23 protein-coding genes are annotated in these 23,859 nt (G+C 32.8%); 20 read left to right on the top strand and 3 right to left on the bottom strand.

All coding sequences use genetic code 11. The annotated features are described in order from the left end of the window. Positions 1 to 125 precede the first annotated feature (125 nt). The 11 genes from BMX60_RS05495 to BMX60_RS05445 all read left to right on the top strand — a co-directional run bounded on the left by BMX60_RS05495 (position 126) and on the right by BMX60_RS05445 (position 10,811). Positions 126 to 2,099 (top strand): toprim domain-containing protein, encoded by a 1,974-nt coding sequence (locus BMX60_RS05495; protein WP_091350075.1) that lies wholly within the window; start codon positions 126 to 128, stop codon positions 2,097 to 2,099. A gap of 20 nt (positions 2,100 to 2,119) precedes the next feature. Continuing rightward, positions 2,120 to 4,303 (top strand): DNA gyrase/topoisomerase IV subunit A, encoded by a 2,184-nt coding sequence (locus tag BMX60_RS05490; RefSeq protein ID WP_091350073.1) that lies wholly within the window; start codon positions 2,120 to 2,122, stop codon positions 4,301 to 4,303. A 32-nt stretch (positions 4,304 to 4,335) separates the two neighbouring features. Further along, a complete protein-coding gene (locus BMX60_RS05485) occupies positions 4,336 to 4,719 on the top strand; it encodes a nucleotidyltransferase substrate binding protein (protein WP_207648396.1) in 384 nt (127 codons plus the stop codon). Between the two features lie 10 nt (positions 4,720 to 4,729). Then, the gene (locus BMX60_RS05480; protein WP_091350070.1) at positions 4,730 to 5,035 is read left to right on the top strand and encodes a nucleotidyltransferase domain-containing protein; all 306 of its coding nucleotides are present in this window, start codon (positions 4,730 to 4,732) and stop codon (positions 5,033 to 5,035) included. Between the two features lie 69 nt (positions 5,036 to 5,104). Then, the gene (locus tag BMX60_RS05475) at positions 5,105 to 5,809 is read left to right on the top strand and encodes a phosphatase PAP2 family protein (RefSeq protein ID WP_091350068.1); all 705 of its coding nucleotides are present in this window, start codon (positions 5,105 to 5,107) and stop codon (positions 5,807 to 5,809) included. 34 nt (positions 5,810 to 5,843) lie between these two features. Continuing rightward, on the top strand, positions 5,844 to 7,046 hold the full coding sequence (locus tag BMX60_RS05470; protein WP_177159715.1) for an alanyl-tRNA editing protein: 1,203 nt from the start codon (positions 5,844 to 5,846) through the stop codon (positions 7,044 to 7,046). Positions 7,047 to 7,056: 10 nt separating this feature from the next. Beyond that, entirely contained in the window at positions 7,057 to 7,659 is a 603-nt protein-coding gene (locus BMX60_RS05465; protein ID WP_091350063.1) for a DNA-3-methyladenine glycosylase family protein, read from the top strand. 86 nt (positions 7,660 to 7,745) lie between these two features. After that, complete coding sequence (locus BMX60_RS05460) at positions 7,746 to 8,366, top strand: TetR/AcrR family transcriptional regulator (protein ID WP_091350061.1); 621 nt, start codon at positions 7,746 to 7,748, stop codon at positions 8,364 to 8,366. Positions 8,367 to 8,388: 22 nt separating this feature from the next. Continuing rightward, the gene (locus BMX60_RS05455; protein ID WP_091350059.1) at positions 8,389 to 9,273 is read left to right on the top strand and encodes an ABC transporter ATP-binding protein; all 885 of its coding nucleotides are present in this window, start codon (positions 8,389 to 8,391) and stop codon (positions 9,271 to 9,273) included. A gap of 2 nt (positions 9,274 to 9,275) precedes the next feature. Then, positions 9,276 to 10,076, top strand: a complete 801-nt coding sequence (locus BMX60_RS05450) for an ABC transporter permease subunit (RefSeq protein ID WP_177159714.1) — start codon at positions 9,276 to 9,278, stop codon at positions 10,074 to 10,076. Positions 10,077 to 10,133: 57 nt separating this feature from the next. Beyond that, positions 10,134 to 10,811, top strand: coding sequence for a heparan-alpha-glucosaminide N-acetyltransferase (locus BMX60_RS05445; protein ID WP_091350055.1), 678 nt, complete (start codon positions 10,134 to 10,136; stop codon positions 10,809 to 10,811). Positions 10,812 to 10,837: 26 nt separating this feature from the next. On the opposite strand, the gene ychF is transcribed toward BMX60_RS05445, so the two are convergent. Then, on the bottom strand, positions 10,838 to 11,935 hold the full coding sequence (gene ychF, locus BMX60_RS05440; protein WP_091350052.1) for a redox-regulated ATPase YchF: 1,098 nt from the start codon (positions 11,933 to 11,935) through the stop codon (positions 10,838 to 10,840). A 274-nt stretch (positions 11,936 to 12,209) separates the two neighbouring features. Here ychF and treP point away from each other — a divergent pair, with 274 nt between their 5' ends. The 4 genes from treP to BMX60_RS05420 all read left to right on the top strand — a co-directional run bounded on the left by treP (position 12,210) and on the right by BMX60_RS05420 (position 17,591). Next, positions 12,210 to 13,652, top strand: coding sequence for a PTS system trehalose-specific EIIBC component (treP, locus tag BMX60_RS05435; protein WP_091350050.1), 1,443 nt, complete (start codon positions 12,210 to 12,212; stop codon positions 13,650 to 13,652). 133 nt (positions 13,653 to 13,785) lie between these two features. Further along, positions 13,786 to 15,459 (top strand): alpha,alpha-phosphotrehalase, encoded by a 1,674-nt coding sequence (gene treC, locus BMX60_RS05430; protein WP_091350048.1) that lies wholly within the window; start codon positions 13,786 to 13,788, stop codon positions 15,457 to 15,459. A 25-nt stretch (positions 15,460 to 15,484) separates the two neighbouring features. Continuing rightward, positions 15,485 to 16,198 (top strand): trehalose operon repressor, encoded by a 714-nt coding sequence (treR, locus tag BMX60_RS05425; protein ID WP_091350101.1) that lies wholly within the window; start codon positions 15,485 to 15,487, stop codon positions 16,196 to 16,198. Positions 16,199 to 16,301: 103 nt separating this feature from the next. Next, positions 16,302 to 17,591, top strand: coding sequence for a HesA/MoeB/ThiF family protein (locus BMX60_RS05420; protein WP_091350045.1), 1,290 nt, complete (start codon positions 16,302 to 16,304; stop codon positions 17,589 to 17,591). Between the two features lie 2 nt (positions 17,592 to 17,593). On the opposite strand, the gene BMX60_RS05415 is transcribed toward BMX60_RS05420, so the two are convergent. Next, positions 17,594 to 18,274: a TMEM165/GDT1 family protein gene (locus BMX60_RS05415; protein ID WP_177159713.1), complete on the bottom strand. Its 681-nt coding sequence runs from the start codon at positions 18,272 to 18,274 to the stop codon at positions 17,594 to 17,596. A gap of 85 nt (positions 18,275 to 18,359) precedes the next feature. Between BMX60_RS05415 and cls the strand changes: the two genes are divergently transcribed. The 3 genes from cls (at position 18,360) to BMX60_RS05400 (ending at position 21,014) form a co-directional block, all read left to right on the top strand. Beyond that, complete coding sequence (cls, locus tag BMX60_RS05410) at positions 18,360 to 19,772, top strand: cardiolipin synthase (RefSeq protein ID WP_091350040.1); 1,413 nt, start codon at positions 18,360 to 18,362, stop codon at positions 19,770 to 19,772. 99 nt (positions 19,773 to 19,871) lie between these two features. Beyond that, a complete protein-coding gene (locus tag BMX60_RS05405; protein ID WP_091350039.1) occupies positions 19,872 to 20,222 on the top strand; it encodes an encapsulin-associated ferritin-like protein in 351 nt (116 codons plus the stop codon). A gap of 12 nt (positions 20,223 to 20,234) precedes the next feature. After that, on the top strand, positions 20,235 to 21,014 hold the full coding sequence (locus tag BMX60_RS05400) for a family 1 encapsulin nanocompartment shell protein (protein ID WP_091350036.1): 780 nt from the start codon (positions 20,235 to 20,237) through the stop codon (positions 21,012 to 21,014). A 65-nt stretch (positions 21,015 to 21,079) separates the two neighbouring features. On the opposite strand, the gene nhaC is transcribed toward BMX60_RS05400, so the two are convergent. After that, on the bottom strand, positions 21,080 to 22,465 hold the full coding sequence (gene nhaC / locus BMX60_RS05395) for a Na+/H+ antiporter NhaC (protein ID WP_091350033.1): 1,386 nt from the start codon (positions 22,463 to 22,465) through the stop codon (positions 21,080 to 21,082). 151 nt (positions 22,466 to 22,616) lie between these two features. Between nhaC and BMX60_RS12465 the strand changes: the two genes are divergently transcribed. Continuing rightward, positions 22,617 to 23,012 (top strand): YbaN family protein, encoded by a 396-nt coding sequence (locus BMX60_RS12465; RefSeq protein WP_423230155.1) that lies wholly within the window; start codon positions 22,617 to 22,619, stop codon positions 23,010 to 23,012. Beyond that, positions 23,012 to 23,533: an ECF transporter S component gene (locus BMX60_RS05385; RefSeq protein ID WP_242945715.1), complete on the top strand. Its 522-nt coding sequence runs from the start codon at positions 23,012 to 23,014 to the stop codon at positions 23,531 to 23,533. The genes BMX60_RS12465 and BMX60_RS05385 overlap by 1 nt, the downstream gene beginning before the upstream one ends. Positions 23,534 to 23,859 lie beyond the last annotated feature (326 nt).

Raw genomic sequence — 23,859 nt, 5'->3', positions numbered from 1 at the left:
CTTGCAAAACAAGAACATTAGTTCTATACTAGAAGTAGATTATTGTCGCAAAAAGTTAAACATGGATTTTTTCCTTAAATGTGGTATATTTATTAGTAGTAGTTAAAGAGAAAAGAGGGGAAGAAATGGAAAGAAAGCACAACTATGATAATGATAGTCTTAAGACTTTGGTCGAAAAAGATAAAGTAAGGTTAAGGCCAGCGGTTATCTTTGGAAGTGATGGAATAGAAGGATGCTGCCATACTTTAGTAGAAATAGTTGCCAATGCCCGAGATGAGGCTCAAGAAGGGTTTGGTGATATAATTGAAGTTATTCGCTATAAAGATAAATCTATAGAGGTTAGAGATAGAGGAAGGGGTATTCCCTTAGAATATAACAGTAAAGAAGAAAAGTATAACTGGGAAATAGTTTTTACTATACTCTATGGTGGAGGTAAGTATAACAACAATTCGGGAAGTAATTACCAATACAGTGTTGGTTTAAATGGATTAGGAACTGCAGCTACCCAGTTTGCTTCAGAGTATATGGATGTTACTGTTTATCGGGATGGCTATAAATATACCCTTCACTTTGAAAAAGGGGAAAATATCGGGGGATTACATAAAGAAAAATGTAATTATGAGCATACAGGTACTATTATTCGCTGGAAACCGGATTTAGAAGTATTTAATGATATTGATATACCTTTAAGCTTTTTTATTCAAACATTAAAAAGACAAGCTATAGTCAATAAAGGGGTTACCTTTAAGTTATATGATGAAGAAGGGGACAAGACCTATACCTGGCTATATCCCAATGGTATTATTGATTATGTAAAGGAAGTTGCCGGTGAAAATCCTTTAACTCAACCTCAGTATTTTGAACTAGAAACTAAAGGTAAGGATAGGGAAGATAAAGAAGAGTATAAAGTAAGGTTAGAAGTTGCCTTTGCCTTTAATAACGAAAAAAACTTATTAGAGTTTTATCATAATTCTTCCTATCTTGAATATGGTGGAGCTCCAGAAAAAGCAGTAGATGGAGCATTTACATCTATCATTCATCACTTTTTAAAGGAAAAAAATAAGTACACTAAAAATGAAAAACGAATAAGTTTTAGTGACATCAAAGATAGCTTAGTTTTAGTGACTAATACCTATTCAACTATAACCAGTTATGAGAACCAAACAAAAAAAGCTATAACTAACAAATTTATTCAGGAAGCACTAACTAATTTCTTAAAAGAAAAGTTAGAAATATATTTTATTGAAAACAATTTTGAACTAGAACGGGTTTTAGAGCAAGTATTGATTAATAAACGTAGTAGAGAAAAAGCAGAAATGACCCGCCTTGATGTTAAAAAGAAATTAAGTAAAGGTGTAGACAATTTTGCTAACAAAGTAAAGAAATTTGTAGATTGTCGGACTAAGGATGTCAGTAAAAGGGAGTTATTTATAGTTGAAGGGGATTCAGCTTTAGGTTCAACTAAAATGGGCCGTGATGCAGAATTTCAAGCTATTATCCCAGTTCGAGGGAAAATCCTCAATTGTTTAAAATCTGACTATGATAAAATCTTTAAAAATGAAATCATTGTGGATTTGTTGAAAGTTTTAGGTTGTGGTGTAGAAATAAAAAGTAAGCATAGTGATTTAAACACCTTTGATTTAAGTAAGCTTAACTGGAGTAAAATAATTATTTGTACCGATGCAGATGTAGACGGTTTTCAAATAAGGACATTAATTTTGACAATGCTCTATGTTTTAACTCCTACTTTAATTGAAAAGGGCTATGTGTATATAGCGGAATCACCCTTATATGAAATTACTGATAAAAAAGGCAATGTCTATTTTGCTTACTCTGAAGGAGAGAAAAGGGATATTACCAAAAAATTAAAGGATGGATTTAAAATCCAAAGATCCAAAGGATTAGGAGAAAATGAGCCGGAAATGATGTGGAAAACTACAATGAATCCTGAAACTAGAAGGCTTATAAAAGTTACTCCAGCTGAATACCATGCTACAAGGGAAGCCTTTGAGCTGTTCCTAGGAGATAATTTAGAAGGAAGAAAAGATTTTATTGCCCAAAATGGATATAAATATTTAGATCAATCAGATGTTATTTAGTTTTAAAAGGAGTGGACTAGATGTCAAACTTAACCCACCTTAATATAATTGATACTTTAGAAAAAAATTATATGCCTTATTCCATGAGTGTTATCGTTTCTAGGGCATTGCCGGAAATTGATGGCTTAAAACCATCCCATCGTAAACTGTTGTATACTATGTATAAAATGAACCTGTTAAAGGGTGGGAAAACAAAATCCGCCAATATTGTAGGTCAAACGATGAGGTTAAACCCCCATGGGGATGCGGCAATTTATGAAACAATGGTGAGGCTAACTAGGGGAAATGAAGCCCTTTTGCATCCCCTTATTGATAGTAAGGGAAACTTTGGAAAAAATTATTCTAAAGATATGGCCTATGCTGCTCCTAGATATACCGAAGCAAAACTTGATCCTATTTGTGAAGAGTTTTTTAAAGATATAGGGAAAAACACAGTAGATTTTGTCCCTAACTATGATAACACCATGGAAGAGCCTAAGTTATTGCCTACAACTTTTCCCCATATTCTAGTTAATCCTAATGTAGGAATTGCTGTAGGTATGGCCAGTTCTATCTGTAGTTTTAATTTAAAGGAAGTTTGTGAGGCTACTATTGCTTTGTTAAAAGATGAAGAAGCTGATATAAGCCAGTTCCTAAAAGGACCGGATTTTTCCTCAGGTGGACAGTTTATCCTCAATAAAAAAGAATTACAAAACATTTATAAAACAGGGAAAGGTAGTTTTTACTTAAGGGCCAAATACCGCTATGATAAAAGAAATAACTATATAGAAATCTATCAAATTCCTTATACCACTACTATTGAAGGGATTATAGAAAAAATTATAGAATTAGTCAAAAATGGTAAAATAAAGGAGATTAACGATATTCGGGATGAAACCGATAAAGAAGGTCTTAAAATTACTTTAGAGCTTAAAAGAAGTGCTGATCCTGATGGATTAATGAACCGGTTATTTAAGTTAACTCCCTTACAAGATTCCTTTAGCTGTAATTTTAATATTTTAATTGATGGTAAGCCTCAAGTTTTAGGGGTTAAAGAAATTTTGCAAGAGTGGATTCAATTTAGGCTTAGTTGTATTAAAAGGAAAGTTGCTTTTGAAATAGGACAAAAAAGGGAGAAACTCCATTTGCTTAAAGGGTTAGAAAAAATTCTCTTAGATATAGACAAGGCGGTAAAAATAGTTAGGGATACCAAAAAGGATAAAGATGTTGTTCCTAATTTAATGGCAGGTTTTTCCGTCGATCGGGTTCAAGGGGAATTTATTGCAGATATTAAATTAAGAAATTTTAATCAAGAATATATTTTGAACCAAATTAAAGATATAAAGACTATGGAAAAAGAATTAGAAAATTTGCAGGGGGTTTTTGAGAGTACTAAAAAACAAAAAAATATCATTATTAAAGAATTAGAAGAAGTAATTAAAAAGTATGCTCAAGGGAGAAAAACTGAAATTATTGAGGAAAGTAAAATTGAAAAAGTAACAGAAGAAGTTTTAATAGAAGATTATAATGTTAAATTCTTTTTAACTAATGAAAATTACCTAAAAAAAATTCCTTTAATATCTTTAAGAAGTGGTGGTAAGGATCAAAAATTAAAGGACGATGATTACATCATCCAAGAAGTTGAAGGGACTAATAAGTCGGATTTACTCCTATTTTCCAATAAACATATTGTGTATAAATTAAAGGCATACGAATTAGAAGATAAAAAAGCCAGTATTTTAGGGGACTATTTGAAGAATCTCTTAGGATTAGCAGATGATGAAAAAATAATCTATATGGTTTCAACAGAAGATTATTCTGGCTATTTGTTGTTTTTCTTCCAAAATGGAAAATGTGCTAAAATCCCATTAGAAAGTTACCAAACGAAAACAAACAGAAAACAGTTGGCCAATGCCTATTCCGATGAGGAAAAATTGATTTACTTAACTTTTATTAAGGAAGATAAAGAATTAGTAGCTGTAAGTAGTATAAACAAGGTACTACTTTTCCATACCGGGCAAATCAATCCTAAAACGACGAGGAATTCCATAGGAGTACAAGTATTAAAATCTAAAAAAGGTAGCACCTTGACCCAAATTAAAGAGTTAGAAGGAGTAAGTTTCACTATTCCAGATTATTATCGGGCTAACATTCCTGCAATTGGCACCTTTCTTAAAAAAGAAGATTCTTTAGAAAAAATAGAAGAGTTATCCCTTTTTGAATAAATATGTTATAATAGTTTAAAAGGGGGGATTTTTTGAAAAGTGAAGAAAGATGGAAACAAAGATACCAAAGTTTCAGTAAAGCTTTTATTCAATTTAACGATGCGGTGTTAAAAGTAGAGAAATTAAATACTTTAGAAAAAGAAGGACTAATTCAAAGATTTGAATATACCTTTGAATTGGCCTGGAAAACATTAAAAGATTATTTAGAGATAAATGGAGTAAATGCTAATTTTCCAAGGGAAGTTATTAAAGAAGCTTTTCGGTATAACATTATAGAAGATGGGGAAGTTTGGATGGATATGTTAGAGAAACGAAACCTTTTAGCCAATACTTACGATCAAGAAAGGTTTAACTTAGCAATAGAAAAAATTAAAGTGAGTATTATAGAGGGTTATCTCAAGTATATGAATATTTAGGTGACCAAGTATGAAATTTGGAATTTCTAAAAAAAGTATGGATTTAATAGTTAATACTATATATAAGTTTCCAGATATAGACAAAGCAGTTGTTTTCGGAAGTAGAAGTAAAGGTAATTATAAAAGAGGTTCCGATATTGATGTGGCAGTTTTTGGAAAAGAAATAAGTGATAATACCGTTAATAGATTGAGGGTCATTTTAAATGAAGAGCTACCCTTACCATTTTATTTTGATGTAATTAACTTCGAGACTTTACAAAATGAAGAGTTAAAAAGAGAAATAGAAAATTACGGAGTTGTTATTTATCAAAAATAGTTTCTAAATTCACTCCCTTGATTTCCAAGGGAGAATGTTTTTATCATAGTTATCTGAAGAGGTGATTTTTTGAGAGGGAAAGAGGTAAAAGGTTATTTATCTCACGGGATAATTTGGTGGATTATTACAGTTATTCTTTCTTTGTATATTAAAAGAAATCCTATTCCCATTATGGACTTAAAGGTACAAGGGATTCTAACTCCTTTAGGAAATTCAATTTTATACTGGCCATTAGTTATTATTACATATTTAGTAGATACCAAAACTGCATTTTTTTTGACAGTAATCACAATGATTCTTCTCTTACATAAGTATAAAAATCAACTATATTTTAATTTTCTTCTTTGTACTACTATGGGTGGAGGAGTTGTAATTACATATTTTGCTAAAACCTTTGTCCAGAGAGAGCGACCGGGAGAAATTTTTTTCATGGATGTATGGGGTTTTTTTACAGAGCAAGTTTCTTATAGTTTCCCTAGTGGTCATGTTATAAAAGCCTTTCTATTATTTACAACCATAGGGTTTATTATAAACTGGGAAGAAAGGGATTATAAAAAAATCCTTAACATCTTATTAAAAGGGTTAATATTACTAATAGGAATAGGACAAATAATCTTAAATCGCCATTACTTAACTGATATTTTAGGGGGTTACTCTTTAGGTTTAGCTTGGTTTTATAGCTCTTTAGTTATAACAGAAATAATTTATCCTATACTAGCTGAGAAAATCAAATTCATTCAATTTTTCCAAGGGAGTAGTCAATCTAGATATTAGGGATTTTAAGATGTATCTTGAAGAGGTGAAAGAAATGAGTGTAAAACTCTATCTAAAAGACAGTTATTTAAGGGATTTTAAAGCTAAAGTACTTGAAAAGGGAGTTAGAGATGGCCTAAATTATGTTGTACTTGATCAAACTGCCTTTTATCCTGAAGGGGGAGGTCAGCCTTGGGATTTAGGCTGGATTTCAGGGAAAGAAGTTGTCAAGGTAATGGAAGAAGATGGAATAATATATCACTATCTTACCGAACCCGTTGAAGGGGAGGTTGTAGAAGGGGTAATTGATTGGCAGAGAAGGTTTGATCACATGCAACAGCATTTAGGTCAGCATATTTTATCAGGGGCCTTTGAGAAAATATTAGATGGAGAAACTGTGGCTTTCCATTTAGGAAAAGAAAAGGTAACAATCGACATAAATTTAGATAATATATCAGATGAAGGGCTTATGTTGGTAGAGGAAGAAGCTAATAAAATAGTATATAGAAACTTGTCAGTTAAAAATTACTTTGTCACAGAAGAAGATGTAAAAAAATTGCCATTGAGAAAACCGCCAAAGGTAGAGGAAAATATACGAATTGTAGAAGTAGATGGTTTTGATTACTCTGGCTGTGGAGGAACCCATCCCCAAAATACCGGTGAAGTTGGGATTATAAAAATTGTAAGGAAAGAAAGGGTAAAAGGAAATACAAGGATAGAATTCCTCTGTGGACAAAGGGCATTAAAGGATTATCATTTAAAAAACCAGATTTTATTACATAGTTCTTCACTCCTTTCCAGGCCATATTGGGAAGTGGCTGAAGGAATAGAGAAACTTTTCCAAGAAATCACTTTATTAACTAAAGAAAATAAAGGTTTAAATGAACAGTTATTGATTTATAAAGGGGAAGAAATGTATAGAAAAGGGGAAAAATTAGGGGGAATAACGGTAGTAGAGAGTTTTACTGAAGGGGGAAACATCAAGGAACTTTCCTTACTTTCTTCTATCATTACTGAAAAAGAGAAAGTTGTAACACTCTTTGTAAATAAAGGTGAAAAAACAGGGATAATTTTCGCTGGATCAAAGGATTTGGATTTAGATATGAATAATCTTTTGCAGGAGATATTGTCTATTGTTGGTGGGTCTGGTGGTGGAAATAAATACAAAGCTCAAGGTGGTACAACAAATACAAATAATTTAGATCAAATATTACCTAGAGCCAAAGAGCTTTTAGAAAAACAGCTTCTTCAAGGGTAGGGATGTATTTATGGAATTTGTGTATGGAAAAGAAGAAACGGAATATTTAAAAGAAACCGATCCCCTATTAGGTAAAGTTATTGATGAAATAGGATATATAAGTCGGGAAATTAATCCCAATCCCTTTTCTGCCTTAGTAGAAAGTGTTATTAGTCAACAAGTATCTTCAAAGGCTGCCCAAACAATAATAAACAGACTACTTACAAAAATAGGCAGAATTACTCCTGATACTTTATTGGATATTTCGGAGGAAGAAATTCGGGAATGTGGCATATCTGGAAGAAAAATTCAATATATCAAGAATATAGCCAAGTCTGCTAAGGAGAAGAAAGTGGATTTTAATTCTTTAGATAATCTTTCTGATCAGGAAATTATAAGAAAGTTAACAAGATTACCGGGAGTAGGACAGTGGACGGTAGAAATGCTTTTGATTTTTTCTTTAGGGAGAAAAGATATAGTCAGTTTCAATGATTTGGGGATTAGAAAAGGGATGATGAAGTTATACAATCTAGAAAAATTAACTAAAGAAGAATTTATCAATTATAAGAACAGATATTCTCCCTATGGAACCATAGCATCCTTTTATTTATGGGAAATCAATAATAAATTCTAAATTTAACCACCCTTATTGACTAACAGGGTCAATAAGGGTATAATTATACTAAAGTATTGACCAATATAGTCAATGGAGGTAGCGAAATGTTAGAAAAATTTCACAGCTTAGATGAAGAAAAAAGAACTAGAATAATCAATGCTGGGCTTAAAGAATTTGGTCTTAATGGGTATAAAAATGCTCGAACTGATAATATAGTACAAGAGGCAGGGATTTCAAAAGGACTATTGTTTCACTATTTTGGGACAAAGAAGAAGTTTTTTGAGTTTCTATTAGACTATGCTATCAAAATTAGTGAGGAATTATTGGAAAAGATTAACTTAGATGCTGATGTTTTTGTCAGGTTAAGGGAAAACACTTTAATGAAAATGGAACTTTTAAAGAAAAACCCTGACCTTTTTAACTTCCTTATAACTATAAGTGAAAAAGATGAAGAAGATATTAAAAGGGAAACTAAAAAGAAATTAGCACAATTTAGCCAAAAAGCTTATGAAAAAATGTTTTCAGGCCTTGATTTAACAAAATTTAAAGATGATATAAACCCACAACAGGGAATAGAGATCATAATTTGGACTATTGAGGGGATTTCAAATAAATTTATGAGAGAATATGTTAAAGCCCAAAAAGTTCAAGATATTAATCATCAAATTTTTTTAGACCAGTTTGAGGATTATTTGGCTATTCTAAAAAAAGCCTTATATAAATAGTAAGTTAATGGAGGGATGGAAAATGGCTGTAATTAAAGTGGAGAATCTTACAAAGACTTACCGGAGTGGCAAAGGGGTTTTTGATTTAAACTTTACAGTTAATGAAGGGGAAGTCTTTGGCTACCTCGGTCCTAACGGGGCGGGAAAAACCACTACTATCCGTCAGTTGATGGGTTTTACCAATGCTGACAAAGGGAGTTGTACAATTGCAGGTTTAGATTGTAGAAAGGAAAGTGAAGAAATTCAAAGGATCGTAGGTTATCTTCCTGGAGAAATCGCTTTTTTTGACAACATGACCGGTACAGAATTTTTAAATTTTATGGCTGACATGAGGGGAATTAAAGATGAAAAGTTAAAGAAAAATTTGATCGACAGGTTTGAGTTAGACCCTAAAGGTAAAATACGGAAAATGTCTAAAGGGATGAAACAAAAACTGGCCATTATTGCTGCTTTTATGCATGACCCCAAAGTCTATATCTTAGATGAACCGACCAGTGGTTTAGATCCTTTAATGCAAAAGAATTTTATAGACTTAATCAATGAAGAAAAAAAACGGGGAAAAACAATACTGATGTCTTCCCATATTTTTGAAGAAATAGAAAGGACATCAGATAGGGTTGGGGTTATTAGAGAAGGGCGGATAGTAGCTATTGAAGAAGTAAGCTCAATTAAACAATCCCTCAGAAAAATCTTTATTGTCACAGTAGCGGGAGATTCAGATATACTTACTTTGCAGGAAAGTGGTTTAGAAATTAGCAAAATCAATGGTTTGGAATGTGAAATTGTTGTTACATCTAACTATAAACAATTTATTGAAACGTTAGGAAAATGCCAAGTAGTAGGTTTAGATGTGTTACATCAAAGTTTAGAACAGGTATTTATGAAATATTATGGGAAGGGGGAATAATTGTGGTTTTTCCATTACTAAAAGCAAACCTTAAGGCCAATTGGGTAGTAGGTTTAATTATTTTACTTGTGATGTTTATGTATTTTACTGTTTTATCATCGATGTTTGACCCTGAAAGTTTAGAAGGATTAATTGCTATGTTAGAAGCAATGCCTAAAGAACTTATTGCAGCCATGGGTTTTGATAACTTTGGCGATACTTATACCACTTATATGGCTAATTCTTATTACAATTTTATAGCTATTTTATTTCCAATGATTTATATAATAGTTGTAGGGAACAGGTTAATTGCAAAACATATAGATAGTGGTTCAATGGCCTATCTTTTATCAACACCTAACTCCCGTTTAAAAATTATAATAACTCAAGCTTTCTATTTTCTGGCAAGTATTACTTTAATCTTTTTCATCGTCACAGTATATGGAATTATTATCAGTGAAATTTTTTTGCCAGGACATTTAGAAATATTTTCTTTTATTTTATTGAATATAGTTACTATGTTTACTTTTTATGCTTTAAGTGGAATCGTCTTCTTTTTCTCAGCTATAGCCAGTGATACAAAACAATCACTAAGTTTTGGAGCAGGGATACCTATAGCCTTCTTTGTCATCAATATGTTAGCTAATGTTGGAGAAAAAACTGAATTTTTAAAGTACTTCACCATATTTACATTATTAAATCCCCAAGAAATTGTAGAAGGTAGTTCCTTTACTATTATTGCTATAAGTATTTTGTTAATTATTGCGGTAGCTTTTTACTTGGCAGCTATTTGGCTCTTTAATAAAAGGAATTTAGCTGTATAAAATAAACCCCTAATTCATTATTGGATTAGGGGTATTTGAAAAAAAGGTGGAATTTTTATGGGAAAAAGAATTTGGGAAATTGATTTTTTGAGATTTTTAGCTATAACTTTAATGGTGATCTTTCATTTTGTCTATGATTTAAAAGAGTTTGCCAATATAGATATTGATTATAACCTTTCACCTTGGAAAGAGGTAGGTAAAACTGCCGCACTTTTGTTTATGTTTGTATCGGGTATAAGTAGTGGTCTAAGTAAAGAAAATTATAAAAGGGGAGTTAAGGTATTCCTTTGGGGTATGGTTATTACTATAGTTACTTATATTTTATTTCCCCAAAATTATGTGAGGTTTGGGATCCTCCACTTCTTAGGGATTAGTATGTTAATTTCTCCTTTTCTGTTGAAGATAAATAATTTTCTCTTAGTAGTGTTAGCTGGGGTTATTGCCTATAACCCGATAAAGGGTGTTTTATGGGAAAATGGTTTATTATTACCATTAGGAGTGATGTATAGAGGTTATAGCTCAATGGATTATTACCCCCTAATTCCCTATTTAGCTTATTTTATTTTAGGAATACTAGCATATAAAATATACTATTATCGAAAAAAAAGTATCTTTCCTTTTTCCCTCCATAATTCATTAATATCTTTAATTAGCCAAAAATCATTATGGATATATTTAATTCATCAGCCTGTACTTTTAGCAGGTATCTATATCGTTAAGTTTTTTATAAAATAAAACCGCCCTTTTTTAGGCGGTTATCTTTATACATTGAAGCGGAAATGTACGACATCTCCATCTTTCATAATATATTCTTTTCCTTCTATGCGGACTAACCCTTTTTCTCTAGCAGTGGCCATATTACCTCCATGGGCCATTAAATCCTCAAAGGAGATTACCTCTGCTTTGATAAAGCCCCTCTCTATATCAGAGTGAATTTTACCGGCAGCTTGGGGAGCAGGTGTTCCAATTTTGATAGTCCAAGCTCTAGTTTCCATAGGACCAGCTGTTAAGAAGCTCATAAGTCCTAACAATTTATAGCTAGCTTGAATAAGTTTATCAAGGCCGGATTTTTCAATTCCTAATTCCTTTAAGAATTCACTTTTTTCTTCAGGGGGTAGTGATGAAATTTCTTCTTCTATTTGGGCACTAATTACTACTACCTCAGCTTCTTCAGTCTTAGCAAATTCCCTTACCTTTTGAACATGGGGATTATTTGCACCTTCATCTAGGAGATCGTCTTCAGAAACATTGGCGACATAAATAACTGGTTTGGTACTTAACAAATTAAAGGTTTTTATCAATTCTTTTTCTTCCTTAGATAGATCTAAAACTCTAGCAGATTTTCCGCTCTGTAGAACTTCCATTATCCGCTGTATTAAGTTTATTTCTTCTCCGTAGGATTTGTCCCCTTTAAGCAATTTTTGAACCTTTGCTAAACGTTTTTCCAGGATTTCTAAATCAGAAAATATTAGTTCTAAATTTATTGTTTCGATATCCCTTAAAGGGTCAACACTGCCATCTACATGGACGACATTGGTATTTTCGAAACATCGTACTACATGGACGATAGCTTCAACTTCCCTGATATGGGATAAAAATTTATTTCCTAGACCTTCCCCTTTACTAGCTCCCCTTACAAGGCCTGCAATATCATAAAATTCTATAGTAGCAGGGACTATTTTTTTAGAATCATAGATTTTTGCTAGAACTTCTAATCTTTCGTCAGGAACAGGAACTACCCCTACATTTGGCTCAATGGTACAAAAGGGATAGTTAGCTGACTCTGCACCTGCTTGGGTTATGGCATTAAAAAGGGTACTTTTCCCTACATTTGGCAATCCTACAATTCCCAGCTTCATTATAACCTTTCCTTTCTATAGTTAAAGTGGAAACAATCTTTAAACAATATTTAATTATATTATAGATTTATTGAAAGTGCAATAAAACAAATAAAAGGATTTTCCTTTATTATAGAGGGTTGAATCAAAACAGAAATGTAAGAAAAAATAAAATTATTTTATAAATTAATAAAAACTCCCTTGACAAAACATGTACGTACAGGTTATAATGACATTAAAGGTATCTTGTACGTACAAGTTCTGTGTTTTATTAAAAAAAGGGAGGTCTATCTTTATGGGAAAATTCTCTAATGACATCAGAGAATTGTTAGAAGGTGTTGGTGGTAAGGAAAATATTGTAACAGTATCCCACTGTGCCACCCGTTTACGTTTTGTTTTAGCTGATCCGAAAAAAGCCGATGTAGGGAAGATCGAAAAGATTAAATCTGTTAGGGGTACCTTTACCCAAGCAGGACAGTTCCAAGTTATAATTGGAAACGAAGTTTCAGTTTTTTACAATGAGCTAATTAAAGAAACAGGTCTTAAAGAAAGTAGTAAAGAAGAAGCGAAAAAAGCTGGAAGACAAAATATGAATTTTCTACAAAGGTTAATTTCTCACTTAGCGGAGATATTTGCACCTATTATACCAGCTATAGTTGTCGGTGGTTTGATTTTAGGTTTTAGAAATGTTATCGGTGATATTGCCTTTTTTGAAGATGGTAGTAAAACATTAACAGAAGTTTCCCAGTTTTGGGCTGGAGTTCACCATTTCCTCTGGTTGATTGGTGAAGCAATATTCTTCTTCTTACCGGTAGGTATTACTTGGTCTATTGCTAAAAAAATGGGGACAACACAAATTTTGGGTATTGTCTTAGGTATTACATTAGTATCCCCACAACTTTTAAATGCCTATGCAGTAGCCGGTGGTGCTGAACCTCCTGTTTGGGATTTTGGCTTTACTCAAATTAAAATGATAGGTTATCAAGCTCAAGTAATTCCTGCTATGTTAGCTGGATTTATCTTAAGTTATTTAGAAATTAAAATCCGCAAAATTACTCCAGAATATATTTCAATGATAGTAGTTCCTTTCTTTGCTTTAGTTCCAACTGTTCTAATTGCCCATGTGGTAGTAGGACCCATCGGTTGGAGAATAGGTTCTGTAATTTCTAACGTAGTTTATTCAGGTTTAACTTCTGCCGTTGGCTGGCTATTTGCTGCAGTATTTGGTTTCTTCTATGCCCCATTAGTAATTACCGGATTACATCATATGACCAATGCCATTGATTTACAGTTGATGAGTGAATTTGGTGGTACTAATCTATGGCCAATGATAGCTCTATCTAACATAGCTCAAGGTTCTGCTGTTTTAGCTATAATCTTTATAAACCGCAATAAACCAGAAAAAGAAGAGGAAAAACAAGTTTCAATTCCTGCTACAATTTCTTGTTATTTAGGTGTTACAGAACCGGCAATGTTTGGTATTAACTTAAAATATGTTTATCCATTCTTTGCAGCTATGATTGGTTCTGCCTTAGCAGGGGTATTTTCAGTAGCTACTGGGGTTATGGCTAATTCTATAGGTGTTGGAGGATTACCAGGAATTTTATCAATCCAACCTCAATTCATGTTACGATTTGCCGTTGCAATGTTGATAGCAATAGTTGTACCCTTTACATTAACAGTAGTTTTCTCAAAAAACAACTTGTTTGTAAAAAATACAAAAAGCATAGCTTCATAAATTATTAGTTGATTTAAAGGGGGATTTTCCCCCTTTAAAAACATCACCATTTAAGTACAACAAACCAACTAATTAGTCCAAGTAAAAAAGGTAGAAGTAAGGGGTATAAGATTATAAGAAGGAGTAGATTTTAATGACAGACTTTAAGAAAAGTGTTATCTATCAAATTTATCCTAAATCCTTTAAAGATACAAATGGTGATGGTTTAGGTGACTTAAAAGGTGTAACTCAAAAATTAGACTATCTCAAATTTTTAGGTGTAGATTATATTTGGTTAACTCCCTTTTATATTTCGCCCCAGAAAGATAATGGATATGATGTTGCTGACTATCGCTCTGTGGATCCGAAATTTGGTACTATGGAGGATTTGGAAGAACTGATCCAAGAAGGAGATAAGCGGGGTATTGGGATAATGTTGGACATGGTTTTTAACCATACATCTACAGAACACCAGTGGTTCCAAAGGGCTTTACAAGGTGATAAGAGGTATAAGGAATATTATATTTTTAGAGATCCTAAAGATGGTAAGGAACCGACTAACTGGTTATCTAAGTTTGGAGGTTCAGCATGGGAGTATGTACCTCAATATAACCAATATTATCTACACCTCTTTGATGTTTCCCAAGCAGATTTGAATTGGGAAAACATAGAAGTGAGAAAGGAAATTTATGATATAGTAAATTTTTGGATAGATAAAGGGGTTAAAGGGTTTAGGTTTGATGTAATAAACTTGATCTCAAAACCAGAAAAAATGGAAGATGACCATCTAGGGGATGGTCGAAGGTTTTACACCGATGGACCTAAAATCCATCAGTATCTTAAAGAATTAAATGCAAATACCTTTGGGAAAAGGGATGATATAGTAACTGTTGGGGAGATGTCTTCAACAACGGTAGAACACTGTATAAAATATTCAAATCCCGAAGAAAAAGAATTATCTATGGTTTTTAATTTCCATCACCTAAAAGTAGACTATAAAAATGGGGATAAATGGTCAGATCAAGACTTTGATTTCCTTGCTTTAAAAGGGATCCTAAATCACTGGCAACGGGAAATGGAACGGGGGAATGGCTGGAGTGCCCTTTTTTGGTGCAACCACGATCAGCCCAGGATTGTATCCCGCTTTGGTGATGACAAGGAATATTGGAAAGAATCAGCTAAGATGTTGGCAACTGCAATTCATCTTTTGAGGGGAACACCCTACATTTACCAAGGTGAAGAAATCGGAATGACAAACCCTTATTTTGATAGAATTCATCAATATAGAGATGTGGAATCGATAAATTATTACGGGATATTAAAAGAACAAGGTAAAGATGAAAAAGATATTATTAAAACTTTACAGCGAAAATCCAGGGATAATTCAAGAACCCCAATGCAGTGGGATGATTCTTTAAATGGAGGTTTTTCTACAGGGAATCCTTGGATCGAAGTAAATTCCAATTATAAAGAAATTAATGTGGACAAGGCTTTAAGGGATCCTGACTCAATCTTTTACTATTATCAAAAACTCATTAGGTTAAGAAAGGAAATGGATATTATTGCATATGGCAGTTTTATTCCTATCTTAGAGGAACATCCTAAAATTTTCAGTTATTTGAGGAGTTGGAAAGGGGAAAAATTGTTAGTAGTAAACAATTTCTACAAAGAAGAAACCCTATTTCAACTACCTCAAGGTTACGAATTTGTAGGGTATGACAGTAAGGTGCTGATTAGCAACTATGATAATCCCCCTAAAAATCCAGATAGATTTTCGTTAAGGCCTTATGAATCGGTGGTTTTTCATCTTGTAAAAAAAGGTGAATAATGTTACAATGACATCGGTGATGGAAATGGATAGTAAATATTTAATGATTTATAACGATATTGTGGGAAAAATTGAAAAGGGAAAATTGGGGGCAAACAGTAAACTCCCTTCGGAAAATGAAATGATGGATATATATGGAGTATCCCGGGATACTGTCCGGAAGGCTTTAAACCTTTTGGAGAGTAATGGTTATATCCAAAAAATTAAAGGCAAGGGTTCTTTTACTTTAGATATAAACAGAATTGATTTTCCTGTTTCAGGAATTACTAGTTTTAAAGAACTAGCCAAGAGGATGGGTAAAGAATGGAAAACCCATGTGGAAAAAATAGAGATTATTCCTGCCGATGAGTATTTAGCAGAACAACTTAAAATAGAAGATGGCAGAGAAATTTGGGAAGTGATCCGGGTCCGGGAAATCAATCGACGAAAAATAATTTTAGATAAAGATTATTTTATCAAAGATTTTATCCCATCTTTGACCAAAGAAATTTGCCAAGATTCTATATATGATTATTTAGAAAATAATTTAGGGTTACAGATCAGTTTTGCTAAAAAGGAAATAACTGTTCAAAGGGCTACAGAAGAAGACAGAAGACTTTTAGATTTAAAAAATTATGATATGGTAGTGGTAGTAAAGAGCCATACTTATTTAGATGATGCCAGGTTGTTCCAATACACCGAATCTAGACATAGACCAGATAAATTCAGATTTGTAGATTTTGCCAGAAGGCAACGATAAAAAGAGGTTGGTTAGAGCCAACCTCTTTTGTTCCTTAAAGCAGGAAAACTCCGTTATATGCAGAATATTTAAATAAACAAAGTTTTCATGGGAGGGGATTTTATTGGATCGTTTTCGCCGACAGATTATTATTCCACAGATAGGAGAAAAGGGACAAAAAAAACTTATGGAGGAAAAGGTAGAAGTATTGGCGGAAAAAATTGAAAACTGCGATTTACTCCTGCTTTATTTAGCTGCCGTTGGAATAAATAATATTACATTATTTTTAAGTAAAGTTTCTAATGTAGATAGTATAGTCCAGCATGCTAAAGACTTAAATCCCAGTTTAAATATCGAAATTAAAGGGATTATAAACTATATAAAATCAGATTATGAAAAACCGACAACTATAATTGTTGGAGATAGAAGTTTTATTGAGGAAGTAATAGAAAAAGTAGAAGAAGGGTCCTATATCATTGCTATAGCTCAACCTTGGAGGGTTTACATTAAAGAATGTAATAATCAAAAAGATGTGGAAAGAATTTTATTCCAAGCTAAGGATTTTGAAAAAGAGGAGGATACTATTGGCCTTAACCTTTCTTGTAACTTTTTAGGAACTATTTTGACTACTGAAGTAATTAAGAAGGTGATAGGTTTAGGGGTTTCTTTACACGGGGGATTTACCTTTGATCTTTTAACCAGTGATTCAAATTTAGAACTAGGAGAAAATAGGATTAACTTAGGTAATTTAAATTTACGGGATAAAAAGGTATTGGTTGTAGGTACAGGTGGATTGGGTTCTCCCGTTACATTAACTTTAGCAAAGTTGGGGATTGGTACAATTGGATTAGTGGACTATGATCAAGTTGAGATGAGTAATCTTAATAGACAAATTCTCCATTCCACATCTAAAATAGGGGTTGCTAAAGTTGAATCAGCTCAGAAACTTCTATCATCCCTTTATCCAGATGTTAAAATAGTGCCTTATAAATTGAAGGTTACAGATGAAAATGTCCAGGAAATAATCAAAGATTATGGAGTCGTTGTCGGTGCTTTAGATAACATACCTAGCCGGTATATTTTAAATGATGGTTGTTATTGGGAAAATATCCCTTATGTGGAAGGGGCAATTAAAACCTTTTATGGACAAGTAACAAATATTATTCCCAAAGTAACACCTTGTTATCGCTGTATGGTTCCAGAAAAGGAAGACTACTTTGTAAAAAGGGAAATTGGGATAGTAGGCTCTTTGCCAGGGACTATTGGGGTATTACAATCTGTAGAAGTAATAAAAAACCTTGTAGGTATTAAATCAAACCTACAAGGGAGTGTATTGATGTATGATGGCTTAGAAAGGGATTTCATAAAAATTCCCTTTATGATAAATCATAAGTGTCAATTATGTTCTTTATAAATCTAATGTTTTTGTTTTTGAAAAGGGAAGATTCTTTTAATAGAAGGATAGATTATTAAAATTATAATGGAGAGGGAAAAAAGGATATTTGGTAAAGTTAGATACTTTGAAGGTAAAAATTCATAAAGGTTTATCAAGCCGAAAAGGATAAAAATTAGGCCACTAATTAACTTTATAATATTTTCTGGTATTTTTTTACCTAACTTATTACCAATGAAAACTCCAATACTACTTGTAATAACCATTCCAGTTACTGTTCCTAAAAGGACACCTAGGGGATATCTAGCTGAAGTTGATAAAGTAATAACTGTTAGTTGGGTTTTATCTCCAATTTCCCCTAAAAAAAAGGCAGATGCTACTATTAATATTGGATGGAATTTTGGTGGACACTTTCCTTCTTCTAAACACTCTTCTTCACCTTCATCAATTTTTAAAGTCCATAAACCAAAAATTATAAAGGCAAAAGAAGTGGCTATATTGATAATATTGAGGGGAATGAAACTACTTAAATATAGGCCGATAATTACAGCAAGGGAATGATTTAATAAAGAACCTAGGAAAACACCGGTCAGCACCGCAGACAACTTATATTTTGTAGCGAAGGCTAAGGCTAATAATTGGGTTTTATCACCCATTTCTGCTAAAAAAATAAAGATTAAAGAAGATAAAATTTCACTGATCATACCCATTCTCCTTTAGAGTTTATAAACAAAATATATTATATCACAAAACCTTAGAATATAGCAATTTATAAGGTGGGATAAAATAATGAACTTATTTTATTTGATTTTTTCTATTGTATCAATTTTAAACCTAATATTTGCAATAACATTAATTTTTTTAGAAAGAAGGGACCCTACTGCAACTTGGGCTTGGGTACTAATATTAACATTACTTCCTGGTATTGGATTTATAATTTACCTTTTCTTTGGTTTACGTTTCCGTAAAAGAAAACTTTATCGTAAAAAACAAATTGCTGATTTTCGCTTTTCCCGTGATTATAGTACCAGTTTAAACAGAACACTTTTTCAAATCCATACCCCTTATATCAGGAGAATGGTTAAAGTAGGTTATAAAAGCCATCCCTCATCCTTTGTAGGTTATAATAAAGTTGATATTTTTACTAAAGGAGTTCTTAAATTTCAAAGGTTGTTTGAGGATATAGAAAAAGCCCGTTGCCATATCCATATAAATTACTATATTATAAAAAACGATCATTTAGGTCGTAAATTATTAGAGATTTTGACTCAAAAGGCCTATGAAGGAGTTACTGTTAGGGTTCTTTATGACAGTATGGGTTGTAGAAAACTCCCAAAGGATTTTTTTGACCCCTTGATAAAAGCTGGAGGTAAAGCGGTAAAATTTGCCCCCTCTTTTTTAGATATCAATTATAGAAATCATCGTAAAATCGTGGTAATAGATGGGAAAATAGGTTATGTTGGTGGCTTTAACGTGGGAAAGGAGTACTTAGGGGAAAAACCGGAATTTGGTTTTTGGCGGGATACCCATTTAAGGCTAGAAGGGGAAAGTGTAGACACATTGCAATACCGTTTTTTACTGGATTGGAACTTTGCTTCAAATGAAGAGGTTGATTATTATCAAAGGTATTTTCCTGAAAAAGAGATAATAGATAAAGTGAAGGTCCAAATAGTTACCAGTGGACCGGACTCCCGAGAAGAAGAAATAAAGTATTTATTTCTAAAGATGATTTATGGTGCTCAAAAATTTATCTATATTCAAACCCCATATTTTATTCCTGACCAAACAGTATTAGAGGGATTAAAAATAGCTACGATGGCTGGAGTAGATGTTAGAATTATGGTACCAGATAAACCAGATCATCCCTTTGTTTATGAAGCTAACCATTCATATTTGGGATTAATGTTGGAATCTGGAGCTAAATGTTATAGATATAAAGGTGGATTTCTCCATAGCAAAACAATAGTTGTAGATGGAGAAGTGGCATCTGTAGGTACAACTAACATGGATGTGCGGAGTTTTAAATTAAACTTTGAAATCAATGCTTTTATCTATGACAAAAAAACAGCTAGTGAATTAAGAGACATATATTTAGCTGATTTAGAGATCTGTGAAGAGATAACTTTAGAAAAATACAATCAAAGAAGTGTAGGAATGAAAATAAAAGAATCCATCGCCCGATTAGTTTCTCCAATTTTATAATTAATTTTAAAAAATTAAACAAAAGACTTGTTTAATTATGGAAAAAGTGCTATACTTTTATTAGTAATAATTATTAAAAAAAACAGGGGGTATGAAAAGATGAGTAACTATCAAGAGCCATATCAATTGTTAGATGACAAAACTAGGGATATTTCTAAAGCAATAACTAGCTTGAAAGAAGAATTAGAAGCAGTAGATTATTATAATCAAAGGATTGCTACAGTAGCCGATGAACAATTAAAAGCTATTTTAATACACAACAGAGATGAAGAAATTGAACATGCTTGCATGACCATTGAATGGTTAAGGAGAAATATGCCTAAATGGGATGAAGAATTGAGAAATACATTATTCAAAGAAGGTCCCATTGTAGGACAGCATGGTGATGACCATGGAAATGGTCATGACAATGATTTAGATACAAAATTAAAGATTGGTGATATGAAATAAGGAGGGATATAAATGGATGTTTTAAAAAGAAATTTAGCACCCCTTACAAAGGAAGTATGGGATGAGATAGAAGAAAGGGCAGCACAAGTTTTAAAGACTAATCTTTCCGCTAGAAAAGTTGTCAACGTTCAAGGACCTAAAGGTTGGGATTACAATGCCTTAGCAACGGGAAGATTGACGATGATCGAAGGAACTAATAGTGGACTTTATGAAGTCCAACCATTGGTAGAAACTAGATTCACCTTTGAGTTAGACCGTTGGGAAATGGATAATTTCATAAGGGGAGCTAAAGATATAGATTTAACTTCATTGGAAGAAGCAGCTAAGAAAATTGCGGAATTTGAAGAAAATGCTATTTATAATGGTTTTCCCCAAGGTAACATTAAAGGTTTAATGGAAGTTGCTGAGACAACTATTTCATTAGGCGAAGATGTTGAAAGTATTTTAAAAGGTATTTCCCAGGGAATCCTAAAATTAAGGGATGCTTTTGAGGAAGGGCCATATACTTTAATAGTAGGAGAAAAGGTGTGGAATTTAGTAAACCAAGTAGTCAATGGCTATCCTTTAAAGAAAATTATCGAAGAATTGCTAGGGAAAGAAATCGTATATAGTAAATACATCGATGGAGCTTTATTACTACCTTTTAATCATAATGATTTAGAATTAACTATAGGCCATGATTTTAGTATCGGTTATGAATGGCATGATAATAAAAAAGTAAAGCTGTTTATCAGTGAGTCATTTACCTTTAGAGTTTTAAATAACAGTATTATAGTTAAATACACCGCTTAAATATAAAAAGCCTTATGTTCAATAGTTAGAACATAAGGCTTTTTATTATAATATGGATTTATAATTTATTCCCCAGTTGGTTTTTTATAGCCAATTCCTAAAGAACTAAATACGATGTTAACTATAGGTACAAGTATATTTAAGAAAGCAAAGGGGACGTATACTAAAGGAGAAACCCCTAATGTAGCCATCATATAAGCACCACAAGTATTCCATGGGAATAAAGCTGATGTAACAGTACCACCTGCTTCTAAAGTCCTTGATAATAATTCTGGTGGTAAATTTCTTTCTTTATAAGCTTCTTTGTACATTCTTCCTGGAACCACTAATGCTAGATATTGGTCAGCAGTAAGGGCATTTACTAGTATAGAAGTAATGGTAGTTGCAAATACTAGAGAACCTACAGATTTAGCAATTTTTAATATTCCCATTGCAAAGGCCTTGAGCATACCTGTTTTTTCTAATACCCCACCGAAGGATAAGGCACAAATTATCAAGGATACAGTCCACATCATACCATCTAAACCGCCACGACTTAGTAAGTTATCTACTAATTCCATACCGGTTTCTACTTCTAAACCATAATGGGCGGCATCAATGATATCTGCCAAACTAGCTCCTTGGAAAATAGCAGCAAAGATTCCACCTAATACAGTACCGGCAATTAATCCAGGAAGGGCAGGGATTTTTAAAACTACAATTACTATAACAAATATAGGTGGGATTATTAAAAGTGGGGAAATATTGAAATTTTCACTAATGGCAGTAGTAATTGCTTGAATTTGTCCTGTATCCATATTAGCACTGCCATACCTAATTCCTAATATACCATAAAGAATTAAAGCTAAACCAAAGGTAGGTAAAGTAGTATAAGCCATACTGCGAATATGGTCGAAAAGGTTACTGCCGGCCATGGCAGGTGCTAGGTTGGTGGTTTCTGAAAGGGGAGATAATTTATCACCGAAATAAGCTCCAGAAACAATAGCCCCTGCTACCATGCCCACAGGGATTCCTAATCCTTTACCTACTCCCATTAGGGCGATACCTACAGTAGCGGCAGTGGTCCAAGAACTTCCCGTTGAAAGGGAGACAATAGCACAAATTAAAGCAGCAGCTAGTAAGAAAATACTAGGTGAAAGAATTTGTAAACCATAGTAAATCATTGCAGGAACAGTTCCACTTAAAATCCAAGTTCCTACTATGGTACCTATTACCATTAAAATTAAGATCGCTTGCATTGCCAATCTAATAGTATCTAATATACCTTCTTCAATTTCTCCCCAACTGTAATTAAGCATAAATTTAGCGACTAATGCAGCTACAATGATAGCTAAGATTAACGGGATATGGGGGTCAGCGCCAAAGTAGAAAATAGATACTGATAAAACTACTAACAAGAAAAGAATAGGGATAAGTGCATGTAAAATAGTAGCTTGTTTTTTCACTAACATCAACCTCCTTGTAAATAATTATAAAAACAGTACAACTTATTTTCTATAATAATTTATCTATTTTAAATAGTCAATAGTTTTTTGAAAATTTGGACCTTCCATAAAATGGTTCAGGTTCTAGAATCAGAATAAATGGGATATTATATTAAGGGTGATTTCATTGATATTTAAAGTCTATACTTTAAAAAAATTTTATACTTTTTTAGGTTCCTTTTTTGTTCTTATCGGAATAATCGGTCTTTTTCTCCCCATTTTTCCCACCGTTCCCTTTTTATTCTTAGCCTTATATTTTTATGGAAAAGGGTCAAAAAAGCATTACTACTGGTTGATGAAAAATAAGTATTTTAGCAAATACATATTAGATTATAAAAGAGGGAAAAAAATTCCCCTTTTCCCTAAGATTTTATTCATCATTGCTTTTGGGTTATCCCTTGCTATTACTAGTACTTTTTTTGTTGACAATCAAATTTTAAGGGTAATTTTATTCATAATTGGAATATTAGTAATCATATACATTATTAGATTTAATAAGGGGGGAAAATTTTAGTGAAAAAAACTGTTTTTATTACTAGAACAGCTATTTTTTTGGCTTTAGCATTAGTTTTTCAAATCTATTTTAGAACCTTTGCACAACCAGTAGTCGGTCCTCTGGTAAATTTTGTGTTATTCTTAAGTACAATGTTGGTTGGTGTGACATCAGCTATAATAGTTGGATCATTAACACCTTTAATTGCCTTTTCCTTTGGCATAATGCCACTATTTCCTGTAGTACCCTTTATAATGGTAGGGAATATCTTCATGGTAACAATTTATTATTTTATATCTAATAATCTTCAAGGCTATTTTTCCAACTTCTTAGGAATTTTACTTGCTGCCTTTGGGAAGTTCCTTTTTCTTGCCTTATCTATTAGGTATGTTGTTCCATTGCTTATACCTCAAGTTCCTCCACCTATAGTTCAAGCCCTATCCCTCCCTCAGCTTTATACTGCATTGATAGGTGGGGTATTGGCAATATTAGTGGCAAAAGGGTTAAATGAATATCTCTATTCAAAAACTAAAGCAAACTGAAGGGCACCTAATAAAAGGTGCCCTCAGACTGAAGACAAACTATAGACAAAGTCATCATCAGCTGTGGTAATTAAACAAAGATACGATTAAGTTGAGGAGATAGATTTAAGAGCTGATTAGATAAAAGGAAGAAGGGGTGAGGAACAGGACGTTCCGAAAGCTCTATTGAGCCATGGACGGCGAATTAGAGCGGTACCCTTCTTCCTTTTAGATAGAAGCCTTAAATCTCGACGCAAAACTTTGTAGAATGTTTAATTACTACAGCCTTTTAAAAAATGACTTTGTCTAAAAACTGAAGGGCACCTGATAAAAGGTGCCCTTTTAGG

It is taken from the genome of Anaerobranca gottschalkii DSM 13577 (genome assembly GCF_900111575.1).
GTDB lineage: Bacteria > Bacillota > Proteinivoracia > Proteinivoracales > Proteinivoracaceae > Anaerobranca > Anaerobranca gottschalkii.
Note: the sequence above shows the minus strand (reverse complement) of the source record. Positions and strands in the feature narration are given on the sequence as shown.

What these genes read in the sequence shown, in the direction of transcription:
- BMX60_RS05490 (WP_091350073.1), top strand. Translation starts at nt 2,120, where the DNA reads ATGTCAAACTTAACCCACCTTAATATAATTGATACTTTAGAAAAAAAT.
- BMX60_RS05495 (WP_091350075.1), top strand. Translation starts at nt 126, where the DNA reads ATGGAAAGAAAGCACAACTATGATAATGATAGTCTTAAGACTTTGGTC.
- treP (WP_091350050.1), top strand. Translation starts at nt 12,210, where the DNA reads ATGGGAAAATTCTCTAATGACATCAGAGAATTGTTAGAAGGTGTTGGT.
- BMX60_RS05460 (WP_091350061.1), top strand. Translation starts at nt 7,746, where the DNA reads ATGTTAGAAAAATTTCACAGCTTAGATGAAGAAAAAAGAACTAGAATA.
- BMX60_RS05470 (WP_177159715.1), top strand. Translation starts at nt 5,844, where the DNA reads ATGAGTGTAAAACTCTATCTAAAAGACAGTTATTTAAGGGATTTTAAA.
- treC (WP_091350048.1), top strand. Translation starts at nt 13,786, where the DNA reads ATGACAGACTTTAAGAAAAGTGTTATCTATCAAATTTATCCTAAATCC.
- BMX60_RS05455 (WP_091350059.1), top strand. Translation starts at nt 8,389, where the DNA reads ATGGCTGTAATTAAAGTGGAGAATCTTACAAAGACTTACCGGAGTGGC.
- BMX60_RS05480 (WP_091350070.1), top strand. Translation starts at nt 4,730, where the DNA reads ATGAAATTTGGAATTTCTAAAAAAAGTATGGATTTAATAGTTAATACT.
- BMX60_RS05465 (WP_091350063.1), top strand. Translation starts at nt 7,057, where the DNA reads ATGGAATTTGTGTATGGAAAAGAAGAAACGGAATATTTAAAAGAAACC.
- nhaC (WP_091350033.1), bottom strand. Translation starts at nt 22,465, where the DNA reads ATGTTAGTGAAAAAACAAGCTACTATTTTACATGCACTTATCCCTATT.
- BMX60_RS05400 (WP_091350036.1), top strand. Translation starts at nt 20,235, where the DNA reads ATGGATGTTTTAAAAAGAAATTTAGCACCCCTTACAAAGGAAGTATGG.
- cls (WP_091350040.1), top strand. Translation starts at nt 18,360, where the DNA reads ATGAACTTATTTTATTTGATTTTTTCTATTGTATCAATTTTAAACCTA.
- treR (WP_091350101.1), top strand. Translation starts at nt 15,485, where the DNA reads ATGGATAGTAAATATTTAATGATTTATAACGATATTGTGGGAAAAATT.
- BMX60_RS05445 (WP_091350055.1), top strand. Translation starts at nt 10,134, where the DNA reads ATGGGAAAAAGAATTTGGGAAATTGATTTTTTGAGATTTTTAGCTATA.
- BMX60_RS05415 (WP_177159713.1), bottom strand. Translation starts at nt 18,274, where the DNA reads ATGATCAGTGAAATTTTATCTTCTTTAATCTTTATTTTTTTAGCAGAA.
- ychF (WP_091350052.1), bottom strand. Translation starts at nt 11,935, where the DNA reads ATGAAGCTGGGAATTGTAGGATTGCCAAATGTAGGGAAAAGTACCCTT.
- BMX60_RS05405 (WP_091350039.1), top strand. Translation starts at nt 19,872, where the DNA reads ATGAGTAACTATCAAGAGCCATATCAATTGTTAGATGACAAAACTAGG.